The sequence below is a fragment of the Hasllibacter sp. MH4015 genome (assembly GCF_020177575.1).
Classification (GTDB): Bacteria; Pseudomonadota; Alphaproteobacteria; order Rhodobacterales; family Rhodobacteraceae; genus Gymnodinialimonas.
This window is the reverse complement of the sequence record NZ_JAHTBK010000001.1, coordinates 3,452,970-3,468,786: the sequence shown is the minus strand read 5'-3', so window position 1 is coordinate 3,468,786 and position 15,817 is coordinate 3,452,970. Positions and strand designations below refer to the sequence as shown.

At 64.3% G+C, this 15,817-nt stretch carries 17 protein-coding genes and 1 riboswitch; of the genes, 12 read left to right on the top strand and 5 right to left on the bottom strand.

Going from position 1 to position 15,817, the window contains the following annotated elements; genetic code table 11:
- Positions 1-46 precede the first annotated feature (46 nt).
- Positions 47-577, bottom strand: a complete 531-nt coding sequence (locus KUW62_RS17675; RefSeq protein ID WP_224816774.1) for an acyl-CoA thioesterase — start codon at positions 575-577, stop codon at positions 47-49.
- Positions 578-727: 150 nt separating this feature from the next.
- Here KUW62_RS17675 and KUW62_RS17670 point away from each other — a divergent pair, with 150 nt between their 5' ends.
- Entirely contained in the window at positions 728-1,015 is a 288-nt protein-coding gene (locus KUW62_RS17670) for a YggT family protein (RefSeq protein ID WP_224816773.1), read from the top strand.
- On the opposite strand, the gene msrA is transcribed toward KUW62_RS17670, so the two are convergent.
- Positions 1,010-1,687 (bottom strand): peptide-methionine (S)-S-oxide reductase MsrA, encoded by a 678-nt coding sequence (gene msrA / locus KUW62_RS17665; protein ID WP_224816772.1) that lies wholly within the window; start codon positions 1,685-1,687, stop codon positions 1,010-1,012. The two genes, KUW62_RS17670 and msrA, sit on opposite strands and share 6 nt — an antisense overlap.
- A gap of 159 nt (positions 1,688-1,846) precedes the next feature.
- On the opposite strand from msrA, the gene KUW62_RS17660 reads away from it, so the two are divergent.
- From KUW62_RS17660 to KUW62_RS17625, 8 genes are all read left to right on the top strand, one after another.
- Complete coding sequence (locus KUW62_RS17660; protein ID WP_224816771.1) at positions 1,847-2,545, top strand: HAD family hydrolase; 699 nt, start codon at positions 1,847-1,849, stop codon at positions 2,543-2,545.
- 284 nt (positions 2,546-2,829) lie between these two features.
- Complete coding sequence (locus tag KUW62_RS17655) at positions 2,830-4,614, top strand: adenine deaminase (RefSeq protein ID WP_224816770.1); 1,785 nt, start codon at positions 2,830-2,832, stop codon at positions 4,612-4,614.
- Positions 4,611-5,378 (top strand): hypothetical protein, encoded by a 768-nt coding sequence (locus KUW62_RS17650; RefSeq protein WP_224816769.1) that lies wholly within the window; start codon positions 4,611-4,613, stop codon positions 5,376-5,378. The genes KUW62_RS17655 and KUW62_RS17650 overlap by 4 nt, the downstream gene beginning before the upstream one ends.
- Entirely contained in the window at positions 5,375-6,859 is a 1,485-nt protein-coding gene (locus tag KUW62_RS17645) for an AMP nucleosidase (RefSeq protein WP_224816768.1), read from the top strand. The genes KUW62_RS17650 and KUW62_RS17645 overlap by 4 nt, the downstream gene beginning before the upstream one ends.
- A 135-nt stretch (positions 6,860-6,994) precedes the next feature.
- A complete protein-coding gene (locus tag KUW62_RS17640) occupies positions 6,995-7,285 on the top strand; it encodes an HU family DNA-binding protein (RefSeq protein ID WP_224816767.1) in 291 nt (96 codons plus the stop codon).
- Between the two features lie 97 nt (positions 7,286-7,382).
- Positions 7,383-8,252: a DMT family transporter gene (locus tag KUW62_RS17635; protein WP_224816766.1), complete on the top strand. Its 870-nt coding sequence runs from the start codon at positions 7,383-7,385 to the stop codon at positions 8,250-8,252.
- A 51-nt stretch (positions 8,253-8,303) separates the two neighbouring features.
- Positions 8,304-9,017, top strand: coding sequence for a cytochrome c biogenesis CcdA family protein (locus KUW62_RS17630; RefSeq protein WP_224816765.1), 714 nt, complete (start codon positions 8,304-8,306; stop codon positions 9,015-9,017).
- Positions 9,018-9,043: 26 nt separating this feature from the next.
- A complete protein-coding gene (locus KUW62_RS17625) occupies positions 9,044-9,439 on the top strand; it encodes a thioredoxin family protein (RefSeq protein WP_224816764.1) in 396 nt (131 codons plus the stop codon).
- A 12-nt stretch (positions 9,440-9,451) separates the two neighbouring features.
- Here the strand turns inward: KUW62_RS17625 and KUW62_RS17620 are convergent, their stop codons facing one another.
- Both KUW62_RS17620 and aroC read right to left on the bottom strand, forming a co-directional pair.
- On the bottom strand, positions 9,452-10,141 hold the full coding sequence (locus KUW62_RS17620) for a hypothetical protein (RefSeq protein WP_224816763.1): 690 nt from the start codon (positions 10,139-10,141) through the stop codon (positions 9,452-9,454).
- Between the two features lie 160 nt (positions 10,142-10,301).
- Positions 10,302-11,402, bottom strand: coding sequence for a chorismate synthase (gene aroC, locus KUW62_RS17615; RefSeq protein WP_224816762.1), 1,101 nt, complete (start codon positions 11,400-11,402; stop codon positions 10,302-10,304).
- A 71-nt stretch (positions 11,403-11,473) separates the two neighbouring features.
- Positions 11,474-11,590, top strand: a riboswitch (TPP riboswitch).
- 38 nt (positions 11,591-11,628) lie between these two features.
- Between aroC and thiB the strand changes: the two genes are divergently transcribed.
- From thiB to thiQ, 3 genes are read left to right on the top strand one after another with little or no spacing between them, the layout of a single operon-like run.
- Positions 11,629-12,618 carry a thiamine ABC transporter substrate binding subunit gene (gene thiB, locus KUW62_RS17610; RefSeq protein ID WP_224816761.1) on the top strand — a complete coding sequence of 330 codons (990 nt, stop codon included), beginning with the start codon at positions 11,629-11,631 and terminating at the stop codon, positions 12,616-12,618.
- A complete protein-coding gene (locus KUW62_RS17605; RefSeq protein WP_224816760.1) occupies positions 12,594-14,159 on the top strand; it encodes a thiamine/thiamine pyrophosphate ABC transporter permease ThiP in 1,566 nt (521 codons plus the stop codon). The genes thiB and KUW62_RS17605 overlap by 25 nt, the downstream gene beginning before the upstream one ends.
- Entirely contained in the window at positions 14,146-14,835 is a 690-nt protein-coding gene (gene thiQ, locus KUW62_RS17600) for a thiamine ABC transporter ATP-binding protein (protein ID WP_224816759.1), read from the top strand. The genes KUW62_RS17605 and thiQ overlap by 14 nt, the downstream gene beginning before the upstream one ends.
- A 159-nt stretch (positions 14,836-14,994) precedes the next feature.
- Here the strand turns inward: thiQ and KUW62_RS17595 are convergent, their stop codons facing one another.
- Positions 14,995-15,804 (bottom strand): cytochrome c1, encoded by an 810-nt coding sequence (locus KUW62_RS17595; RefSeq protein WP_224816758.1) that lies wholly within the window; start codon positions 15,802-15,804, stop codon positions 14,995-14,997.
- Positions 15,805-15,817: the final 13 nt, after the last annotated feature.

The window sequence follows — 15,817 nt, the reverse complement described above, 5'->3', positions numbered from 1 at the left end:
AACCCTGCCCTCCGCCGCCGCGCCTGTCCATGGAATAGGGTGGTGGTCAGAATTCGGGCGGCCAGGGCCGTGTCCCGTCTGCCTCAGCCCAGGCGCGCGCCCATTCCGGTAACGGGGGGGAGCCGTCGGTGATCCCCATGGCTTGTGCGACGTCGGCCACCGGGGCAAGACGGCCCTTCGCTGTAACCCCGGTGCGCAGAAGCGCGTGGTTGCAACAGGTATCCCCGCGCCACATCGCCTGTTCCAGATAGAAGAAGCGGTGGTCCCACCCCAGGAACCGCGTGCGCATCTCGAAGCGCTGGAAGGTGGTGATCCGCGCCCGGTAGCGCACGGTCGAGCCCGCCACGACCAGCCCCCATTTCTCTCGGTTGAGGACATCCCAAAGGCCGATCCGCATCGCCAGCGCGAACCGGCCAAGGTCGAACAATGTCAGCACGCGGCCGTTGTTCATCTCCAGAAACCCGTCGATGTCGAGCGGCCAGCACCGCATCGGCAGGCTGTGGGTCTCGAACAGGCCGATGGGCGGCTTGCGCTTTTCGGACAGGATCAGGGCGGCGAAACGGGCATAGGGGTACATGGCGCGACATTGCCGCAGACCGTGCGGGGCCAAAAGCCCGCCGTTGCGTCAAAGGCCGACCCATTGTTGCAAATGCGCGCCGATTGCTTGCGACGACGCCGATGTCCGCCTATGTGCCATGGATCATTCACGAACTTCACGGCCTGCCCCATGACCTCGATCTTTCAAATCCTGATGCTGCTGATCGACGTGGCGTTCTTCATCGTCATCGTCCACATCATCATGTCGTGGCTGATTACCTTCGGCGTCCTGAACATGGGGCAACCGATCGTGGCGCAGATCTGGGACGGGCTGAACCGGCTTCTGCAACCGATCTATGACCCGATCCGGCGTATCTTGCCGAATATGGGCGGACTGGACCTTGCACCGCTGATCGTGATCCTCGGCCTCTACATCGTGGAGATCGTTTTGCGGAACAACGTGGCGCTGTTCCTATAGGTGATCGGCGGCGAAGGCCGCTTCCTGCCCCCAGATGTCGAGCACCCGCTGATCGCGGCCGCAGGCCTGACGGTACAGCTCGTAGGCGACCGCCTTCCGTCGCGGGCCGAAGCGGGTCAGGATTATGTCGTTGGAGCGGTAGTAATCCTGGTGATAATCCTCCGCCGGATAGAAGGGCGCGGCGTCGCGGATCGGCGTCACCAGGGATTGGCCCAGAACGCCCTCCGCCTCCTGAATGGCGCCGCGCGCAATCTCCCGCTCCTGCGCGTTATCGACGAAAATCGCGGTGGTGTAGCTTTCGCCCCGATCGCAAAATTGCCCGCCCGCATCCAGAGGATCGACCGACCGCAGGAACAGGCGCAGCAGACTGGCATAGGGCAGCACATCCGCGTCATAGGTGATCTGCACGACCTCCAGATGCCCGGTGCCGCCGCTGACCACCTCCCGGTAGGAGGGGTCCGGCACCGTCCCGCCGGCGAAACCCGACACGACCTCGATCACGCCGTCCACCCGCTCGAAATCCGATTCCACGCACCAGAAGCAGCCACCGGCCACGATCGTGGTGCGGATATCCTCGGCATTGGCCTTGCCGTGGCTGAGCGCCAGCCCGGTCAGGATGCCGATGCTCAACATCAGGGTCTTGACGCTTTCGCGGATCGGGGTGCGTGCCATGGCGCGGGTCCTCTGCTTGCCGTTGGGTCCAGCGAACCGTGCCGGGCCCGCCATTGCAAGACATAGGCGCTTGATGTCACGAAAGGGTGAAACCGCCCGTCGGCGGCTGCATCGCCGGTATGCATCGGCTGTGCATCACCTGCGCAAGGAGTGTGACCTGTGAGAATCGCGATGTGGTCGGGGCCACGCAACCTGTCGACGGCGATGATGTACGCCTTCGGAAACCGCCCCGATTGCGTAGCATGGGATGAGCCGTTCTACGCCGCCTATCTGGCGGAGAGTGGCGCCGATCACCCGATGCGCGCGGCGGTGCTGGCCAGCCAGCCACCCGACTACGGCGCGGTGGTGGAGCGGGTGCTGGCACGGCCCGCGCGACCCGTCCAATACCTCAAGCTGATGACCCATCACATGGGTCCCGACACGCCCCTGGATTGGGCGGAGGGTTTCGTGAACGTCCACCTGATCCGCCACCCCGCACGGGTGATTGCCAGTTACGGGCGGAAGCGACGGAGCATCACGATGGCCGATATCGGCTTCGCGGATGTGGACCGTGTATACAACGCCTTGCCCGGCCCCATTATCGACAGCGCCGATATCAGGGCGGACCCGGAGCCGATGCTGCGCGCGCTGTGTGGGGCCATTGATCTGCCCTTCGACAAGGCCATGCTGAGCTGGCCTGCCGGACCCAAGCCCTTCGACGGCGCGTGGGCCCCCCATTGGTACGACGCGGTCCACCGCTCCATCGGGTTCGCGGGGGCGGAAGGGGCCTTGCCGGATGTGGACGACGCGCACCGCGCTCTGCTGGACGAGGCGCTGCCGATTTATTGCGCCATGTGGGAGCGGCGGTTGAGGGTTTGACTGTTTTCTCTGTTAATCAGGGGGTTAACAGCGGCGCAGCCGCCCCGCCATCGACGGGCCTCCCCACGGCCCGGCGATTTGGTTGATGTTGGCGCCACGCTTCTTCTGAGGAAGGGCTTGGCCGCCATAAAGCGCTCAAAAAAGGCAGGTTGGATCGCCAGCCCGAGGCCCGTCAATGTCGCGGCTCCGGCCAAGTTTCCACTTCGATTGGTCATGCTGCACCGACCCGCCACCGCCCTCCAATCGTCCCTTGCGGCCCCCCGTGCGCTTTGCGAAATTGGGACATGGAACATCACTCCTTTCCCACATGGCAAGACGTGGCAAGCGATCTTGTCGCCACCGCCGCGGGCCGCGCGTCCGCCGACCTTGTCCTGATCCATGCCCGCGTCGTCCTCGTGCAGACGCGCGAGGTGATGGAGGGCTGGCAAGTCGCCGTCAAACAAGGCCGTTTCGCCTATGTCGGACCCGATGCGTCCCATTGCATCGGGCCGGAAACGGACGTGCAGGATCTTGGCAACCGCTACCTGATCCCCGGACTCTGCGACGGGCACATGCATATCGAGTCGGGCATGCTGACGCCCGCCGAATTCACCCGCGCCGTGATCCCCCATGGCACGACGAGCATGTTCACCGACCCCCACGAGATCGCCAATGTCTTCGGCCTGCGCGGGGTGCGGCTGATGCATGACGAGGCGCTGATGCAGCCGGTCAACGTGTTCACGCAAATGCCCTCTTGCGCGCCGTCCGCGCCGGGGCTGGAGACGACGGGTTACGAGATCGGGCCGGAGGACGTGGCCGAGGCGATGGCGTGGCCTGGCATCGTTGGCTTGGGGGAGATGATGAATTTCCCCGGCGTCGTGAACGGCAGCCAGCAGATGCTGGCCGAGATCGCCGCGACGCAGGATGCGGGCAAGACGGTGGGTGGGCACTACGCCTCCCCCGATCTGGGCCCTGCCTTCCATGCCTATGCCGCCGGTGGTCCGGCGGATGACCATGAGGGCACCTGCGAAGACGATGCGATAGCACGGATGAGGCAAGGCATGCGGTCGATGATCCGCCTTGGCAGCGCCTGGTACGACATCGAAAGCCAGATCACCGCGATCACCGAGCGCGGCCTAGACCCGCGCAACATGATTATCTGCACCGACGATTGCTTCGCCAAGACGCTGGTGGAAGACGGCCACATGAACCGCGCCGTGCGCCATGCCATCGACTGCGGCTGTGATCCGCTGGTGGCCCTGCAAATGGCCACGATCAACACCGCCACCCATTTCGGGCTGGAGCGCGAGATCGGGCAGATCGCCCCCGGTAGGCGTGCGGATATGATCGTCACGAGCGACCTGAACACGCTGCCTGTCGAAATCGTCTATGGGCGCGGTGTTAAGGTGGCGGAGGCCGGGGAGTGTCTTGCCGATTGCCCGCATCTGGACTGGCCGGAGGATACCCGCGCCTCCGTCCATCTGGGCAAGGCATTGACGGCGCAGGATTTCGAAATCCGCTCGGACGCCGCGCAGGTGACGGCCAACGTCATCGGTGTCGTCGAAAACCAGGCGCCCACCAAGGCACTGCGGCTGGACCTGCCGGTGCGGGACGGCGTGGTGGAACCGGACGGCATCGCCCAGATCGCACTGGTGGAGCGTCATCGCGGCACCGGCGGTGTCACCAATGCCTTGGTCAGCGGTTTCGGGTACGGCCCCGGCATGGCCATGGCCTCCACCGTGGCCCATGACAGCCACCACATGATCGTGGTCGGCACGGACCGGGAGATGATGGCGAAAGCCGCGATGCGTTTGGGGGAGGTCGGTGGCGGCGTGACCCTGTGGCAGGACGGGGCGGAGCGGGCGCTGGTCGAATTGCCCATCGCGGGCCTGATGTCGGATCGCCCGGCGACGGAGGTCGCGGCCAAGGTCACGGGGCTGGTGCATGCAATGACGGCGGCGGGGTGCACGCTCAACAACGCCTATATGCAGCATTCGCTTCTGGCATTGGTGGTGATCCCGGAATTGCGGATCTCGGACCTCGGGCTGGTGGATGTGCGGGCGTTCGAGCTGACCGAGGTGATCGTGTGAGCTTTGCCGAAGACATGGCCACGCACCTGCCCGATGGCCTGACATTGCCCACCGCTTTCGTGCGGACCTTCGACTGGTTGGAGGCACAGGGATGGCACGACACCGTTCCCAACGGCGACCCACAGGACTTCGGCAATCGGATGCTGTTCATCTACCCGCAGGCGGCGCGCAACCTGCCATCGGCCAGCCATGTCGTGTTCCGGTTCGAGGCGGGACCCCCCCTGTACCAGCCCCCGCCGGAAGCGATGGCGCGCGTGGCCACGATTGCCAAGATCGCGGGCGATGGCGGAACCCTTTCGCTTTGGCTTGACGACGACGGCAAGCAATGGATCGTGGTCTTCAATCACGGCATCCCCTATGTCCTGACGGACGACGCATTGATCGCCCTGCAATTCCTTGCCCTTGGCTACACCGAACCCGGCGCCATCACCGACCCTGGCCTGACGCCCATCGAGCATGCCTTGCAGGATTTCGGGGACCCGCCCGTGCCGCCACTGGAATTCCGCGCGTTCTTGACGGACACGTTCGGCGTCACCCTGCCGGACCGGGCCAGCGCCCTGGGCATTACCATTCCCGCAGACATTGCCCCGGACCCGATCCGCGACTGGATCGAAGCCGTCATGCCCGAACCCGAAATTGGCGCAATCCCCGGCATGACGCCGGAAAATCCCTACGTCATCACCTCCGAATTGAGGGAGATCCTGGGCGAAGAGGGAATCGCGATCTTGCGCGAGTCCTATGAATACGTGATTGAGGAAGAATGACCACGCACCCAACCCTTCACGTCGAAACGCCCGATCACGGTGAACCCGTGGCCTTCACCGATGCCGCAGGGGCCGTCGCGCATCTGCAAAAGCTCTATACCGAAGCCTCGGAATTTCTCTGTACCCGTTTCGCGGAAACCCTGACGTCGGGCGCGCCCGTTGGCACGCGGTACCGGGCCTTTTATCCGGAGATCCGGCTGCGCACGACATCCTTTGCGGGCGTCGACAGCCGGTTGAGCTTCGGGCACGTGTCGGAGCCGGGCACCTATGCCACGACCATCACGCGGCCCGATCTTTTCGAGAATTACCTGATCCAGCAGATCGGCCTTTTGCTGAAGAACCATTCCGTGCAGGTAAGTATCGGACCCTCTCTCACGCCGATGCCGGTGCATTTCGCCGTGGCCAACGACACCGCGATCACGGTGCCGCAGGAAGGTGCGGGCGATTTTACCCTGCGCGACGTGTTCGATGTGCCGGACCTTGCCACCACGAACGATGACATCGTGAACGGCACGGGGTTCACCTATGAAGACGGCGCGATGCCGTTGGCCGCGTTCACCGCGCAACGGATCGACTATTCCCTGGCCCGTCTGGCCCATTACACCGCCACCGACCCCAGCCATTTCCAGAACCACGTCCTGTTCACCAATTACCAATTCTACGTAGACGAATTCGAAGCCTATGCGCGGACCAGATTGGCCGACGCGGACAGCGGCTATTCCAGCTTCGTGGCGACCGGGAACGTGGAGATCACGGATTCCGAAACGGCGATCACCCCGCCGGTGAAGATGCCGCAAATGCCGACCTATCACCTGAAACGGGCGGACGGGTCTGGGATCACGCTGGTCAATATCGGCGTCGGTCCGTCGAACGCGAAGACCGCGACCGATCACATCGCCGTCCTGCGTCCCCATGCGTGGGTGATGGTGGGCCATTGTGCGGGCCTTCGCAATTCGCAGCGCCTTGGAGATTTCGTGCTCGCCCATGCCTACCTGCGCGAGGACAAGGTGCTGGACGACGACTTGCCGGTCTGGGTGCCGGTCCCGGCCCTGGCGGAGATCCAGGTCGCGCTGGAAACCGCCGTGGCCAACGTGACGGAGCTGGAAGGCTACGAGCTGAAGCGGATCATGCGAACGGGCACGGTCGCCAGTTTCGACAACCGCAATTGGGAGCTTCGCGACCAGACCGGCCCGGTGCAGCGCCTGTCGCAATCGCGTGCCGTGGCACTGGACATGGAAAGCGCCACGATCGCGGCCAACGGTTTCCGCTTCCGGGTGCCCTACGGGACGTTGCTTTGCGTGTCGGACAAGCCGCTGCACGGCGAATTGAAGCTGCCCGGCATGGCGTCCGACTTCTACAAAAGCCAGGTTTCACGCCATTTGCTGATCGGAATCCGCGCGATGGAGCACCTTCAGAAAATGCCGCTGGAACGCCTTCACAGCCGGAAATTGCGCTCGTTCGAGGAAACTGCCTTCCTTTGAGGCGATAAAATCCGCTCATAGCCCCTATTTTTCTGCCTAAAACGCATCCGGGGCGTTGTGTGCGGCCACAATATTCGGTTAGCTTCGCCGCAACCGGCCCAAGGGCTCGGGGGAAAGACAGCAGGAGAAAAAGACATGGCAACCAAACCCATGACCAAAACGCAACTCGTCGCCGCTCTGGCCGATGAGATGGGCACTGACAAGAAAGCTGCCGGTGCAGCACTCGACGCCGTGACGGCCGTCGTCACCAAGGAAGTGTCCAACGGCGGCGCCGTGACCCTTCCCGGCATCGGCAAGGTCTATTGCCGCGAGCGTCCCGAGCGCATGGTTCGCAACCCCGCCACGGGCGAGCAGATCAAGAAAGAGGCCGACAAGCAGGTGAAGGTCACCGTTGCCAAGGCACTCAAGGACAGCGTGAACGGCTGAAGCCGGACGCTGCGGGCGCGGGCCGATTGCCCACGCCACTGAATTCTGAAAGGGTCGCGCCCAACGGGTCGCGGCCCTTTTGCTGTTCGGGGACATGATGGATTTACGCGCCGTCGCCATGGGCCTGACCTTCGCCCTGATCTGGTCGTCGGCCTTCACCTCTGCCCGGATCATCGTGGAGGCCGCGCCGCCGCTCTTCTCTCTCTCCGCGCGCTTCGCGATCTCAGGTGTCATCGGCATAGGCATCGCTTTGGCCCTTGGCCAGACCTTCCGCCTGACCCGCAACCAATGGCGCGCCGTCGTGGTGTTCGGGATCTGCCAGAACGCCATCTACCTCGGCCTGAACTTCGTCGCGATGCAATGGATCGAGGCGTCGCTGGCCGCGATCATCGCCTCGACCATGCCGCTTCTGGTGGCGCTGGCGAACTGGACAATCTTTCGCGAGAAGCTGCCGATCCTCGGCGTCCTCGGCCTTGTGGCGGGGTTTACCGGGGTCGCGATCATCATGGCGCAACGCTTCGGCGGTGGGGCGGACCCGCTTGGCATTGCGTTGTGCCTGATCGCCGCCGTGGCATTGGCCGCCGCGACCCTGACCGTCAAAAGCGCGTCATCCGACGGGGGCAACGTGCTGATGATCGTGGGGTTGCAGATGCTGGTGGGCTCCGCCGCGCTGCTGCCGCCTGCCCTGATGCTTGAGACGCTGGCCGTCGATTGGACCACGCCGTTCATCCTCGCGTTCATCTATACCACCCTGATGCCCGGGCTTGCGGCGACGTTGATCTGGTTTCTTCTGGTGGGCCGCATCGGGCCGACACGGGCGGCGACCTACCATTTCCTCAACCCCGTCTTCGGCGTCGCTATCGCCTTCGCGCTGTTGAATGAGGCGCTGGGGTGGAGCGACGCGCTGGGTGTTGCGATCATCGCGGGCGGGATTCTTGCGGTGCAGCGCGCACGGATCAAAAGCTGACTCACGCGCATTTCATGTGACTCTGCGAAAGGCTTCCTGCATCACCGCGCCATGGAATTTCTGCTTGCCTATGCTGCGGGGCTCTTGACCCTCATCAACCCCTGCGTCCTGCCGGTCTTGCCGATCGTTCTGGCGGGCTCCCTCCAATCCAGCCGGTACGGTCCTCTGGCGCTTGCCGGTGGGATGGGACTGGCCTTTGTCACCATCGGGTTCGGGGTGATCGCCGCGGGCCATCTTGTGGGCCTGCGCGAGGAAACCGTCAGCCAGGCGGGCGCGATCCTGATGATGGTGTTCGGTGCGGTCCTGCTGGTTCCGCAATTGTCCGCCCGGTTCGCCACGGCGACCGGCGGAATTGCCGCGCGTGCCGATGACGGAATGCGCGAGATGTCGACGGACGGCTGGCAGGGGCAGTTCCTGGGCGGCCTGCTTCTGGGCGCGGTCTGGAGCCCCTGCGTCGGCCCTGTCCTCGGCTCCGCCATCTCGCTCGCGTCACAGGGGGAGGAGCTGGTGCGCGCCTTCCTCATCATGGTCGCGTTCGCGTTCGGCATCGGCACCGTCATCATCGCCCTTGGCTACGGCGCGCGGGCGGCGATGCAGAAACGCATGGGAACCTTGCGCAAATTCGCCGCCGCGTCCCGCCCCGTTCTCGGGATCGTGTTTTTCCTTGTCGGCCTGGCGATCTATATGCGTTGGCATCTGGTCGCCGAAATCTGGATCCTCGATCGTATGCCGATCTGGCTTCAGGATCTGTCCGTATCACTTTGACCGCTTGTTACAGGAGTGTTCTTTCCATGAACCGTCGCAGTCTACTTGCCGCCGCCGCAGCAATCACGCTGGCGCCCTTCGCCGCCCACTCCAACATGATCGATTACACGCCCGGCGCGGCGGAGCAGGCGATCAACGCCGGTGAGACCGTGTTCCTCGATTTCGCAGCGGATTGGTGTTCAACCTGCCGGTCGCAGGAACGCACGATCAACGCACTTCTGGGCGATAACCCGGCCTATGGGGAGGCCATCACCTTCTACCGGGTGGACTGGGACGATTACGGGCGCGGCGATCTGGCGACGCAGCTCAACATCCCGCGCCGCTCCACGCTCGTCCTGTTCCGCGACGGACGCGAGGTGGGTCGCATCGTGGCCGGCACGCGGGAGGCTGATATCCGCGCGTTGCTTGAAGCGGGGCTTTGAGATCTGGGGGGTCTAGCGGCCCCCGTTCAACTCGCTGGCAAAGCCGATCACGGTGAAATTGTCCAAGGCCCAGCTCGCGCCCTCGCCCGCATCGGAGGCCGAGAGGCGCAAGGCGATATTCGTATCCGGGTCCTGCGCCTGAATGCGGACCGACAGGGTCACGAAGCTTGCATCACGGCCCGGCAGTTCCGCTTCGCCCGGTTGCGGCGTGATTGCCTCCCCCCGTGTGAGGATCGTGAAGCCCTCGCCCCTGTCCGCCGTGGTTTCCGCAAGATCGGACGGCGTGACCGCGGCCAATGCGGTTTCGTTGGCAGCAATCGCAAGCGCGCCGTCCCATGCGCCCAGAAGGTGCAGGTCGAACGCGATGTAGAGGTCGGTGATGTCGTCCGCGACGGAGAGGCTTCGCGTCACCGCATCATCCGTGAACGGGCCAAGGACCGGGCCAAGTCCGGCGATCTCGGTGGTCGTCAGATCGGGGCGCCACCCCTCGGCTTCGAACTCGAAATCCTGGAAGGCAAGAAGCGTGTCGCTGTCGGACAGGATACGCACCCCGCCGACGCCGCGCGTGGGATCGGTTTCCACGCTGGTCCGGATCAACACGCCAGCGGCCAGAAAGATGGAGAGCATTGCCACGCAGGCAAGGACCCAGTCTATCGTGATCAGCCCGCGCGGACGTGACCCAATGCGAGCGTTCTGCCCCATTCGACATCCAATTCAAAAACCCAGTGCTGCCTTAATTTTGGCCAATTGAGGCAGAAACAAGGCAACGGCAGGGCAGTTTTGACACATTGTCGCCCGCTTGGAACCAAAGCCAGCCGGTTCCCGGGATTGGGCAAATCACCGCGCAGGGATTAAGGAATGCTTACCCTATCGCGCCGCGATTTTCGCCGATCTGCCCGCGGTGGAGCAAGATGTGGTCGAGCAGAACGCAGGCCATCATCGCCTCCCCCACGGGCACGGCCCGGATGCCAACGCAGGGGTCGTGGCGACCCTTGGTTACGATCTGCGTCGGCTCGCCCGACTTGGTGATCGTGGCCCGTGGCGTGAGGATGGAAGAGGTCGGCTTGACCGCAAACCGCACCACCACGTCCTGCCCCGTGGAGATACCGCCAAGGATACCGCCCGCGTGGTTGGACGAGTATTCCGGACCGTCCGCGCCCATGTGAATCTCATCGGCATTGGCCGACCCGGTGAGGGCCGCGGCGGCCATGCCGTCCCCGATCTCCACCCCCTTCACGGCGTTGATGGACATCATTGCGGCAGCCAGATCCGTATCGAGCTTGCCATAGATCGGCGCACCAAGACCGGCGGGAAGGCCCGAAGCGCGCAGCTCTATCACCGCACCGACGCTGTCGCCGGATTTCCGCAGCGCATCAAGGTAGTCGGCCCAATCTTGCGCGGCCTGCGTGTCCGGGACCCAGAAGGGATTATTCTCCACCTCGGCCAGATCGAAGCGGTCACGGTCGATGGCGTGGGGCCCCATCTGGACCATGTAGCCCGTGATCCGCAGATTCGGCAGCATCTGCGCCAAGGCCGCCCGCGCCACGCCACCGGCAGCGACCCGCGCCGCCGTTTCCCGCGCGCTGGATCGGCCCCCGCCCCGATAATCGCGGATACCGTATTTTTGCCAATAGGTGATATCGGCATGGCCGGGGCGGAACTTCTCGGCGATGTCGCCGTAATCCTTGGACCGCTGATCGGTGTTGCGGATCATCAGCTGGATCGGCGTGCCGGTGCTTTGCCCTTCGAAGACGCCCGACAGGACCTCAACCTCATCGGCTTCGCGCCGCTGGGTCGTATACTTGTTCTGGCCGGGCTTGCGGCGGTCCAGCCAATGCTGGATCTCTGCCGCGTCAATCGGCACGCCGGGCGGGCAACCATCCACCGTCGCGCCCAAAGCGGGACCGTGGCTTTCGCCCCAGGTGGTGACGCGGAACAAGTGACCGTAGGAATTCATGCTCATGGCCCCCGGGTTAGCCCCGTGCGACACAAATGCCAAGCCGCTTGCCGCCACGGCCGCTTTGCCCTACCTCTTGTCGCACCTCGGGGGGCCTTGCGCGGGTAACACCACGCCTGGCTGAGATTGCGAAAGCTGACCCGTTGAACCTGAACCGGTTAGAACCGGCGGAGGGAAGGGTACGGCAATCGCCAAGACTTCACTTCGCCCACAGTATTTGGAGGAGTGAGGTATGAAACCCACCATCATCGCTGCGGGATTGACTGTAATGGCGGGGGCCGCGTTCGCGCAGGACGCCCCGGTCTTGACGGTCTATACCTATGACAGTTTCGTCGCCGATTGGGGGCCCGGCCCCGCGATCGAGGAGGCGTTCGAAGCGGTTTGTGACTGCGATCTGCAATTTGTCGGCGCGGGCGACGGCGCGGCCGTCCTGTCGCGTCTGCGGCTGGAGGGGGATCGGTCCGAGGCCGACATCGTCCTCGGCCTCGACACAAACCTCACGGCCGCCGCGCTTGAGGCCGGGTTGATCGCCGAGCATGGGATCACGCCTGAAGGCCTAACCATGCCCGTCACGTGGGATGATCCGAACTTCCTGCCCTTTGATTGGGGCTACTTCGCTTTCGTCCACCGCACGGATCTGGAAGACGTTCCGGGCAGTTTCATCGAACTGGCCGCGTCGGATTTGCGCATCGTCATCCAGGACCCTCGGTCCTCTACCCCGGGCCTGGGCCTTCTGATGTGGGTGCAAAGCGCCTACGGGAATGAGGCGGAAGCGATCTGGGAGGGGCTTGCCGACAACATCCTGACCGTGACCCCCGGCTGGTCCGAAGCCTATGCCCTGTTCGTGGAGGGGGAGGCGGACATGGTCCTGTCCTACACCACCTCCCCCGCTTACCACCTGATCGCGGAAGAGGATGACAGCTTCGCCGCCGCCGCGTTCGAGGAAGGTCATTACATGCAGGTTGAAGTCGCCGGTATCCTGAACACCGCCGACGATACCGCGCTGGCCGGTCAGTTCATGGAGTTCATGCTGAGCCCGGACTTCCAGCAGGTGATCCCCACCACGAATTGGATGTATCCCGCCGCCCTGCCCGCCGATGCCCTGCCCGACGGGTTCCAGACCCTGACCGTCCCGCTCACATCGCTTCTGTTCCCGGATACGGATGTGCCGGCCAACCGTGAAACGGCGCTTGAGACATGGCAGCGCGCGCTCAGCCGTTAAGCTGGGTTCAGGCGACCGGCGGGGTGTTCATCCTGCTGGTCGCGTTGCTGATCCTCGGGCCGTTGATCGCCGTCGTGCTGCGGGCAGAGGGGTTCGGCGGATTGGGCGCGTCCGACTGGGCCGCGATCCGGTTTACGCTGTTGCAGGCCGCCCTGTCCGCCCTCCTGTCATGCCTGGCGGCGGTTCCCGTGGCCCGCGCCCTGGCACGGCGCAGGTTCACCGGGCGCGGCGCCTATGTCGCGCTGATGGGGGCGCCGTTCATCCTGCCGGTTCTCGTGGCCGTGCTTGGCTTGCTGGCCGTCTTCGGGCGCGCGGGATGGGTCAACGCCGTTCTGACCGACCTTGGGGCCGGGACGGTGGATATCTACGGGCTTGGCGGTGTGGTGCTGGCCCATGTTTTCCTGAACCTGCCGCTGGCAACACGGCTTTTGTTGCAGGCGTGGCTGTCCATTCCGTCGGAACGGATGCGACTGGCCCATGCGCTGAATTTCGGCCCACGGGCCATGCGGCGGCATTTTGAAATTCCCGTGCTGCGCGCCGCCCTTCCCGGTGCCGCGCTGGTGATCTTCCTGATCTGCACCACCAGTTTCGCCGTCGCGCTGACATTGGGGGGCGGACCGTCGGCCACGACGGTGGAGCTTGCGATCTACCAGGCGTTCCGGTTCGAGTTCGATCTTGGCCGCGCGGCCCTTCTGGGCATGGTCCAGGTCGGCATCTGCATCGGGGCGGGACTTCTGGCCTGGCTTTTCGCCGCGCAGGCGTCGTTCGGGGCAGGGCTGGACCGTCCGGCAATGTCATGGCCGGGGGATGGACAAGCGGCCCGTTTCACGGATGGTTTGGCGCTTGGCCTTGCGGGATTGTTCCTTTTGTTGCCCCTTCTGGCCGTCACGTTGGAGGGGATCGGCGCGGTCGTAAGCTTGCCGGGTTCGACCTGGGCGGCGGCATTGCGGTCGATCCTTGTGGCGCTTGGGTCTACTGCATTGGCCGTCACGCTGGCCGTGCCGATCGCGCTGTTAATTGCCGGGCGGGCGGCGCGGGCGGGGCTGGAGGCCGTGGGGCTTTTGTCCATCGCCGTGTCGCCGCTCGTCATCGGCACAGGCCTGTTCCTGATCGTTTTTCCGGTCGCCAATCCCGTGGCCCTGTCTCTGCCGATCACGGGGCTGGTCAATGCGTTGGTGGCGCTTCCCTTCCTGCTGCGCGCGCTCATCCCTGCCGCCACGGAGGCAGAGGCCACGCACGGGCGGTTGGCCGATGCGCTGGGGATGCATGGGATGGCGCGGTTTCGCCACGCGATCCTGCCGCGCCTGCGCCGCCCACTTGGGTTCGGAGCCGGGCTGGCGGCGGCGTTTTCCATGGGCGACTTGGGTGTCATCGCTCTTTTCAGCGCCCCGGGGCAGGAGACGTTGCCGCTGGAGATGTATCGCCTCTTCGGGTCCTACCGCACCGATGATGCGCAGGGGGCGGCGGTTCTGTTGATGGCCCTGTCGCTGGGACTGTTCTGGCTGTTCGACCGGGGAGGGCGCGTGAATGCTTCGACTTGAGGATGTGACACTGCGGCTGGGCGCGTTCACCCTGTCCCTGTCGCTTGACGTGCCGAAAGGGGCGCGCGTGGCGCTGATGGGTGCATCGGGGTCGGGCAAGTCGACGCTGCTGTCGGTGATCGCCGGATTTTCCGTGCCGGATCGCGGGACCGTCTGGATCAACGGTGCCGATGTCACCCACGCCCCGGTCGCCGAGCGCCCGATGTCGATCCTGTTTCAGGACGGCAACCTGTTTCCGCACCTGACCGCGCAACAGAACGTGGCGGTCGGGATCGAGCCGGGCCTGACGCTCCGCCGGGAGGATCAGGAGCGTGTCACAGAGGCCTTGGAAAAGGTCGGGCTGGACGGAATGGGGCACCGCAAACCGGCGGAACTGTCGGGGGGTCAGCAAAGCCGTGTCGCACTGGCGCGAATGCTGTTGCAGGATCGCCCGCTTGTCTTGCTGGACGAGCCGTTTGCCGCGCTTGATCCTGGCTTGCGGAGGGAGATGCTGGACCTCGTAAAGGCGCTATGTGCGGAGACCGGGCAGACGCTGGTGATGGTGACCCATGATTTGCGGGATGCGGAGCGGCTGTGTGACCATCTGCTGCTACTGGAGGGTGGAACGGTCGTTTTGGATGCACCCTTGGCGGGCTCCGTGGCGGAACGGGCACCAGTGCTCGAGCCTTGGATGTGAGGTGTTTCAAGGTTGAAACGGGGGGTCATGCCCCTGATTTCAGGATATATTCGCGTTATAGTATAAGAATAAGGTAGCGACATTCGCTGCAACCCATCTGCACAAACAAAAACGCGCCCCGGCAATCCGGAGCGCGTTTTCAATTGGGACGACCGATGCTTATTCGGCGGGCTGCTGGCCCTTCGCGCGGGCCTTGACCGGTGCCCAGAGGCGCTTGTTGGTCAGGTAGAGCAGGACCGAGAAGATGCCGAGGATGATGACCGCCACGAGGCCCATCTGCTTGCGCGCCATCATGTGCGGTTCCGCCGCCCACATCAGGAACGCGGAGACGTCTTCGGCCATCTGAGATTCCGTGGCTTCGGTGCCGTCCGCGTATTCGACGGCCCCTTCCCACAGCGGCGGCGCCATGGAGATCAGGCCGCCTTCCATCGTCTCGTTCACATAGAGGATGGTGCCGAACTGCTCGACCTCCTCCCCCGTGTAATGGGTGAGCAACGAGTAGATGTATTCCGGACCACCCAAACCGTAGAGCAACGGGTAGATCGCCGTACCGCGCGGGCCGGAGAAGCCGGTGCGGGCCTTGGCCATCAGGCTGAGATCAGGGGCACCGACGGCATCGTTGGCCGGGAAGTTGTCATTGGGCGTGGCCAGACGAAAATCCTGAAGATCCTCGTCAAACACCTCGATGAAGTTCTCGTCGATATAGGCGCGCACCTCATCCTCGGTCCAGCCGACGCCACCTTCATCCGCGAGGGTGCGAAGCGGCACGTATTGCAGACCGTGGCAGCCCGCGCAGACCTCGGTATAAACCTGAAGGCCCCGCTGAAGCTGGTCCTGATCGTAGGTGCCGAACGGCCCCTGGAACGAGAACGGGACGTTGGTGATTTCACCTGCGCCACCCGCGGCCATCGCGCCCCCGGTGGAGAGGGCCAGCGCGGCTGTGGCGCTGATCGCTAGTTTTCTGAGCATCGTCAGCTCCTCT

Bases quoted from the DNA above. Each gene is read 5' to 3' on its own strand.
- KUW62_RS17670 (WP_224816773.1), top strand. From the start codon at position 728: ATGACCTCGATCTTTCAAATCCTGATGCTGCTGATCGACGTGGCGTTC.
- thiQ (WP_224816759.1), top strand. From the start codon at position 14,146: ATGCTTCGACTTGAGGATGTGACACTGCGGCTGGGCGCGTTCACCCTG.
- msrA (WP_224816772.1), bottom strand. From the start codon at position 1,687: ATGGCACGCACCCCGATCCGCGAAAGCGTCAAGACCCTGATGTTGAGC.
- KUW62_RS17625 (WP_224816764.1), top strand. From the start codon at position 9,044: ATGAACCGTCGCAGTCTACTTGCCGCCGCCGCAGCAATCACGCTGGCG.
- KUW62_RS17640 (WP_224816767.1), top strand. From the start codon at position 6,995: ATGGCAACCAAACCCATGACCAAAACGCAACTCGTCGCCGCTCTGGCC.
- KUW62_RS17635 (WP_224816766.1), top strand. From the start codon at position 7,383: ATGGATTTACGCGCCGTCGCCATGGGCCTGACCTTCGCCCTGATCTGG.
- KUW62_RS17655 (WP_224816770.1), top strand. From the start codon at position 2,830: ATGGAACATCACTCCTTTCCCACATGGCAAGACGTGGCAAGCGATCTT.
- KUW62_RS17630 (WP_224816765.1), top strand. From the start codon at position 8,304: ATGGAATTTCTGCTTGCCTATGCTGCGGGGCTCTTGACCCTCATCAAC.
- KUW62_RS17645 (WP_224816768.1), top strand. From the start codon at position 5,375: ATGACCACGCACCCAACCCTTCACGTCGAAACGCCCGATCACGGTGAA.
- KUW62_RS17675 (WP_224816774.1), bottom strand. From the start codon at position 577: ATGTACCCCTATGCCCGTTTCGCCGCCCTGATCCTGTCCGAAAAGCGC.
- KUW62_RS17605 (WP_224816760.1), top strand. From the start codon at position 12,594: ATGGCAGCGCGCGCTCAGCCGTTAAGCTGGGTTCAGGCGACCGGCGGG.
- KUW62_RS17620 (WP_224816763.1), bottom strand. From the start codon at position 10,141: ATGGGGCAGAACGCTCGCATTGGGTCACGTCCGCGCGGGCTGATCACG.
- KUW62_RS17595 (WP_224816758.1), bottom strand. From the start codon at position 15,804: ATGCTCAGAAAACTAGCGATCAGCGCCACAGCCGCGCTGGCCCTCTCC.
- thiB (WP_224816761.1), top strand. From the start codon at position 11,629: ATGAAACCCACCATCATCGCTGCGGGATTGACTGTAATGGCGGGGGCC.
- aroC (WP_224816762.1), bottom strand. From the start codon at position 11,402: ATGAGCATGAATTCCTACGGTCACTTGTTCCGCGTCACCACCTGGGGC.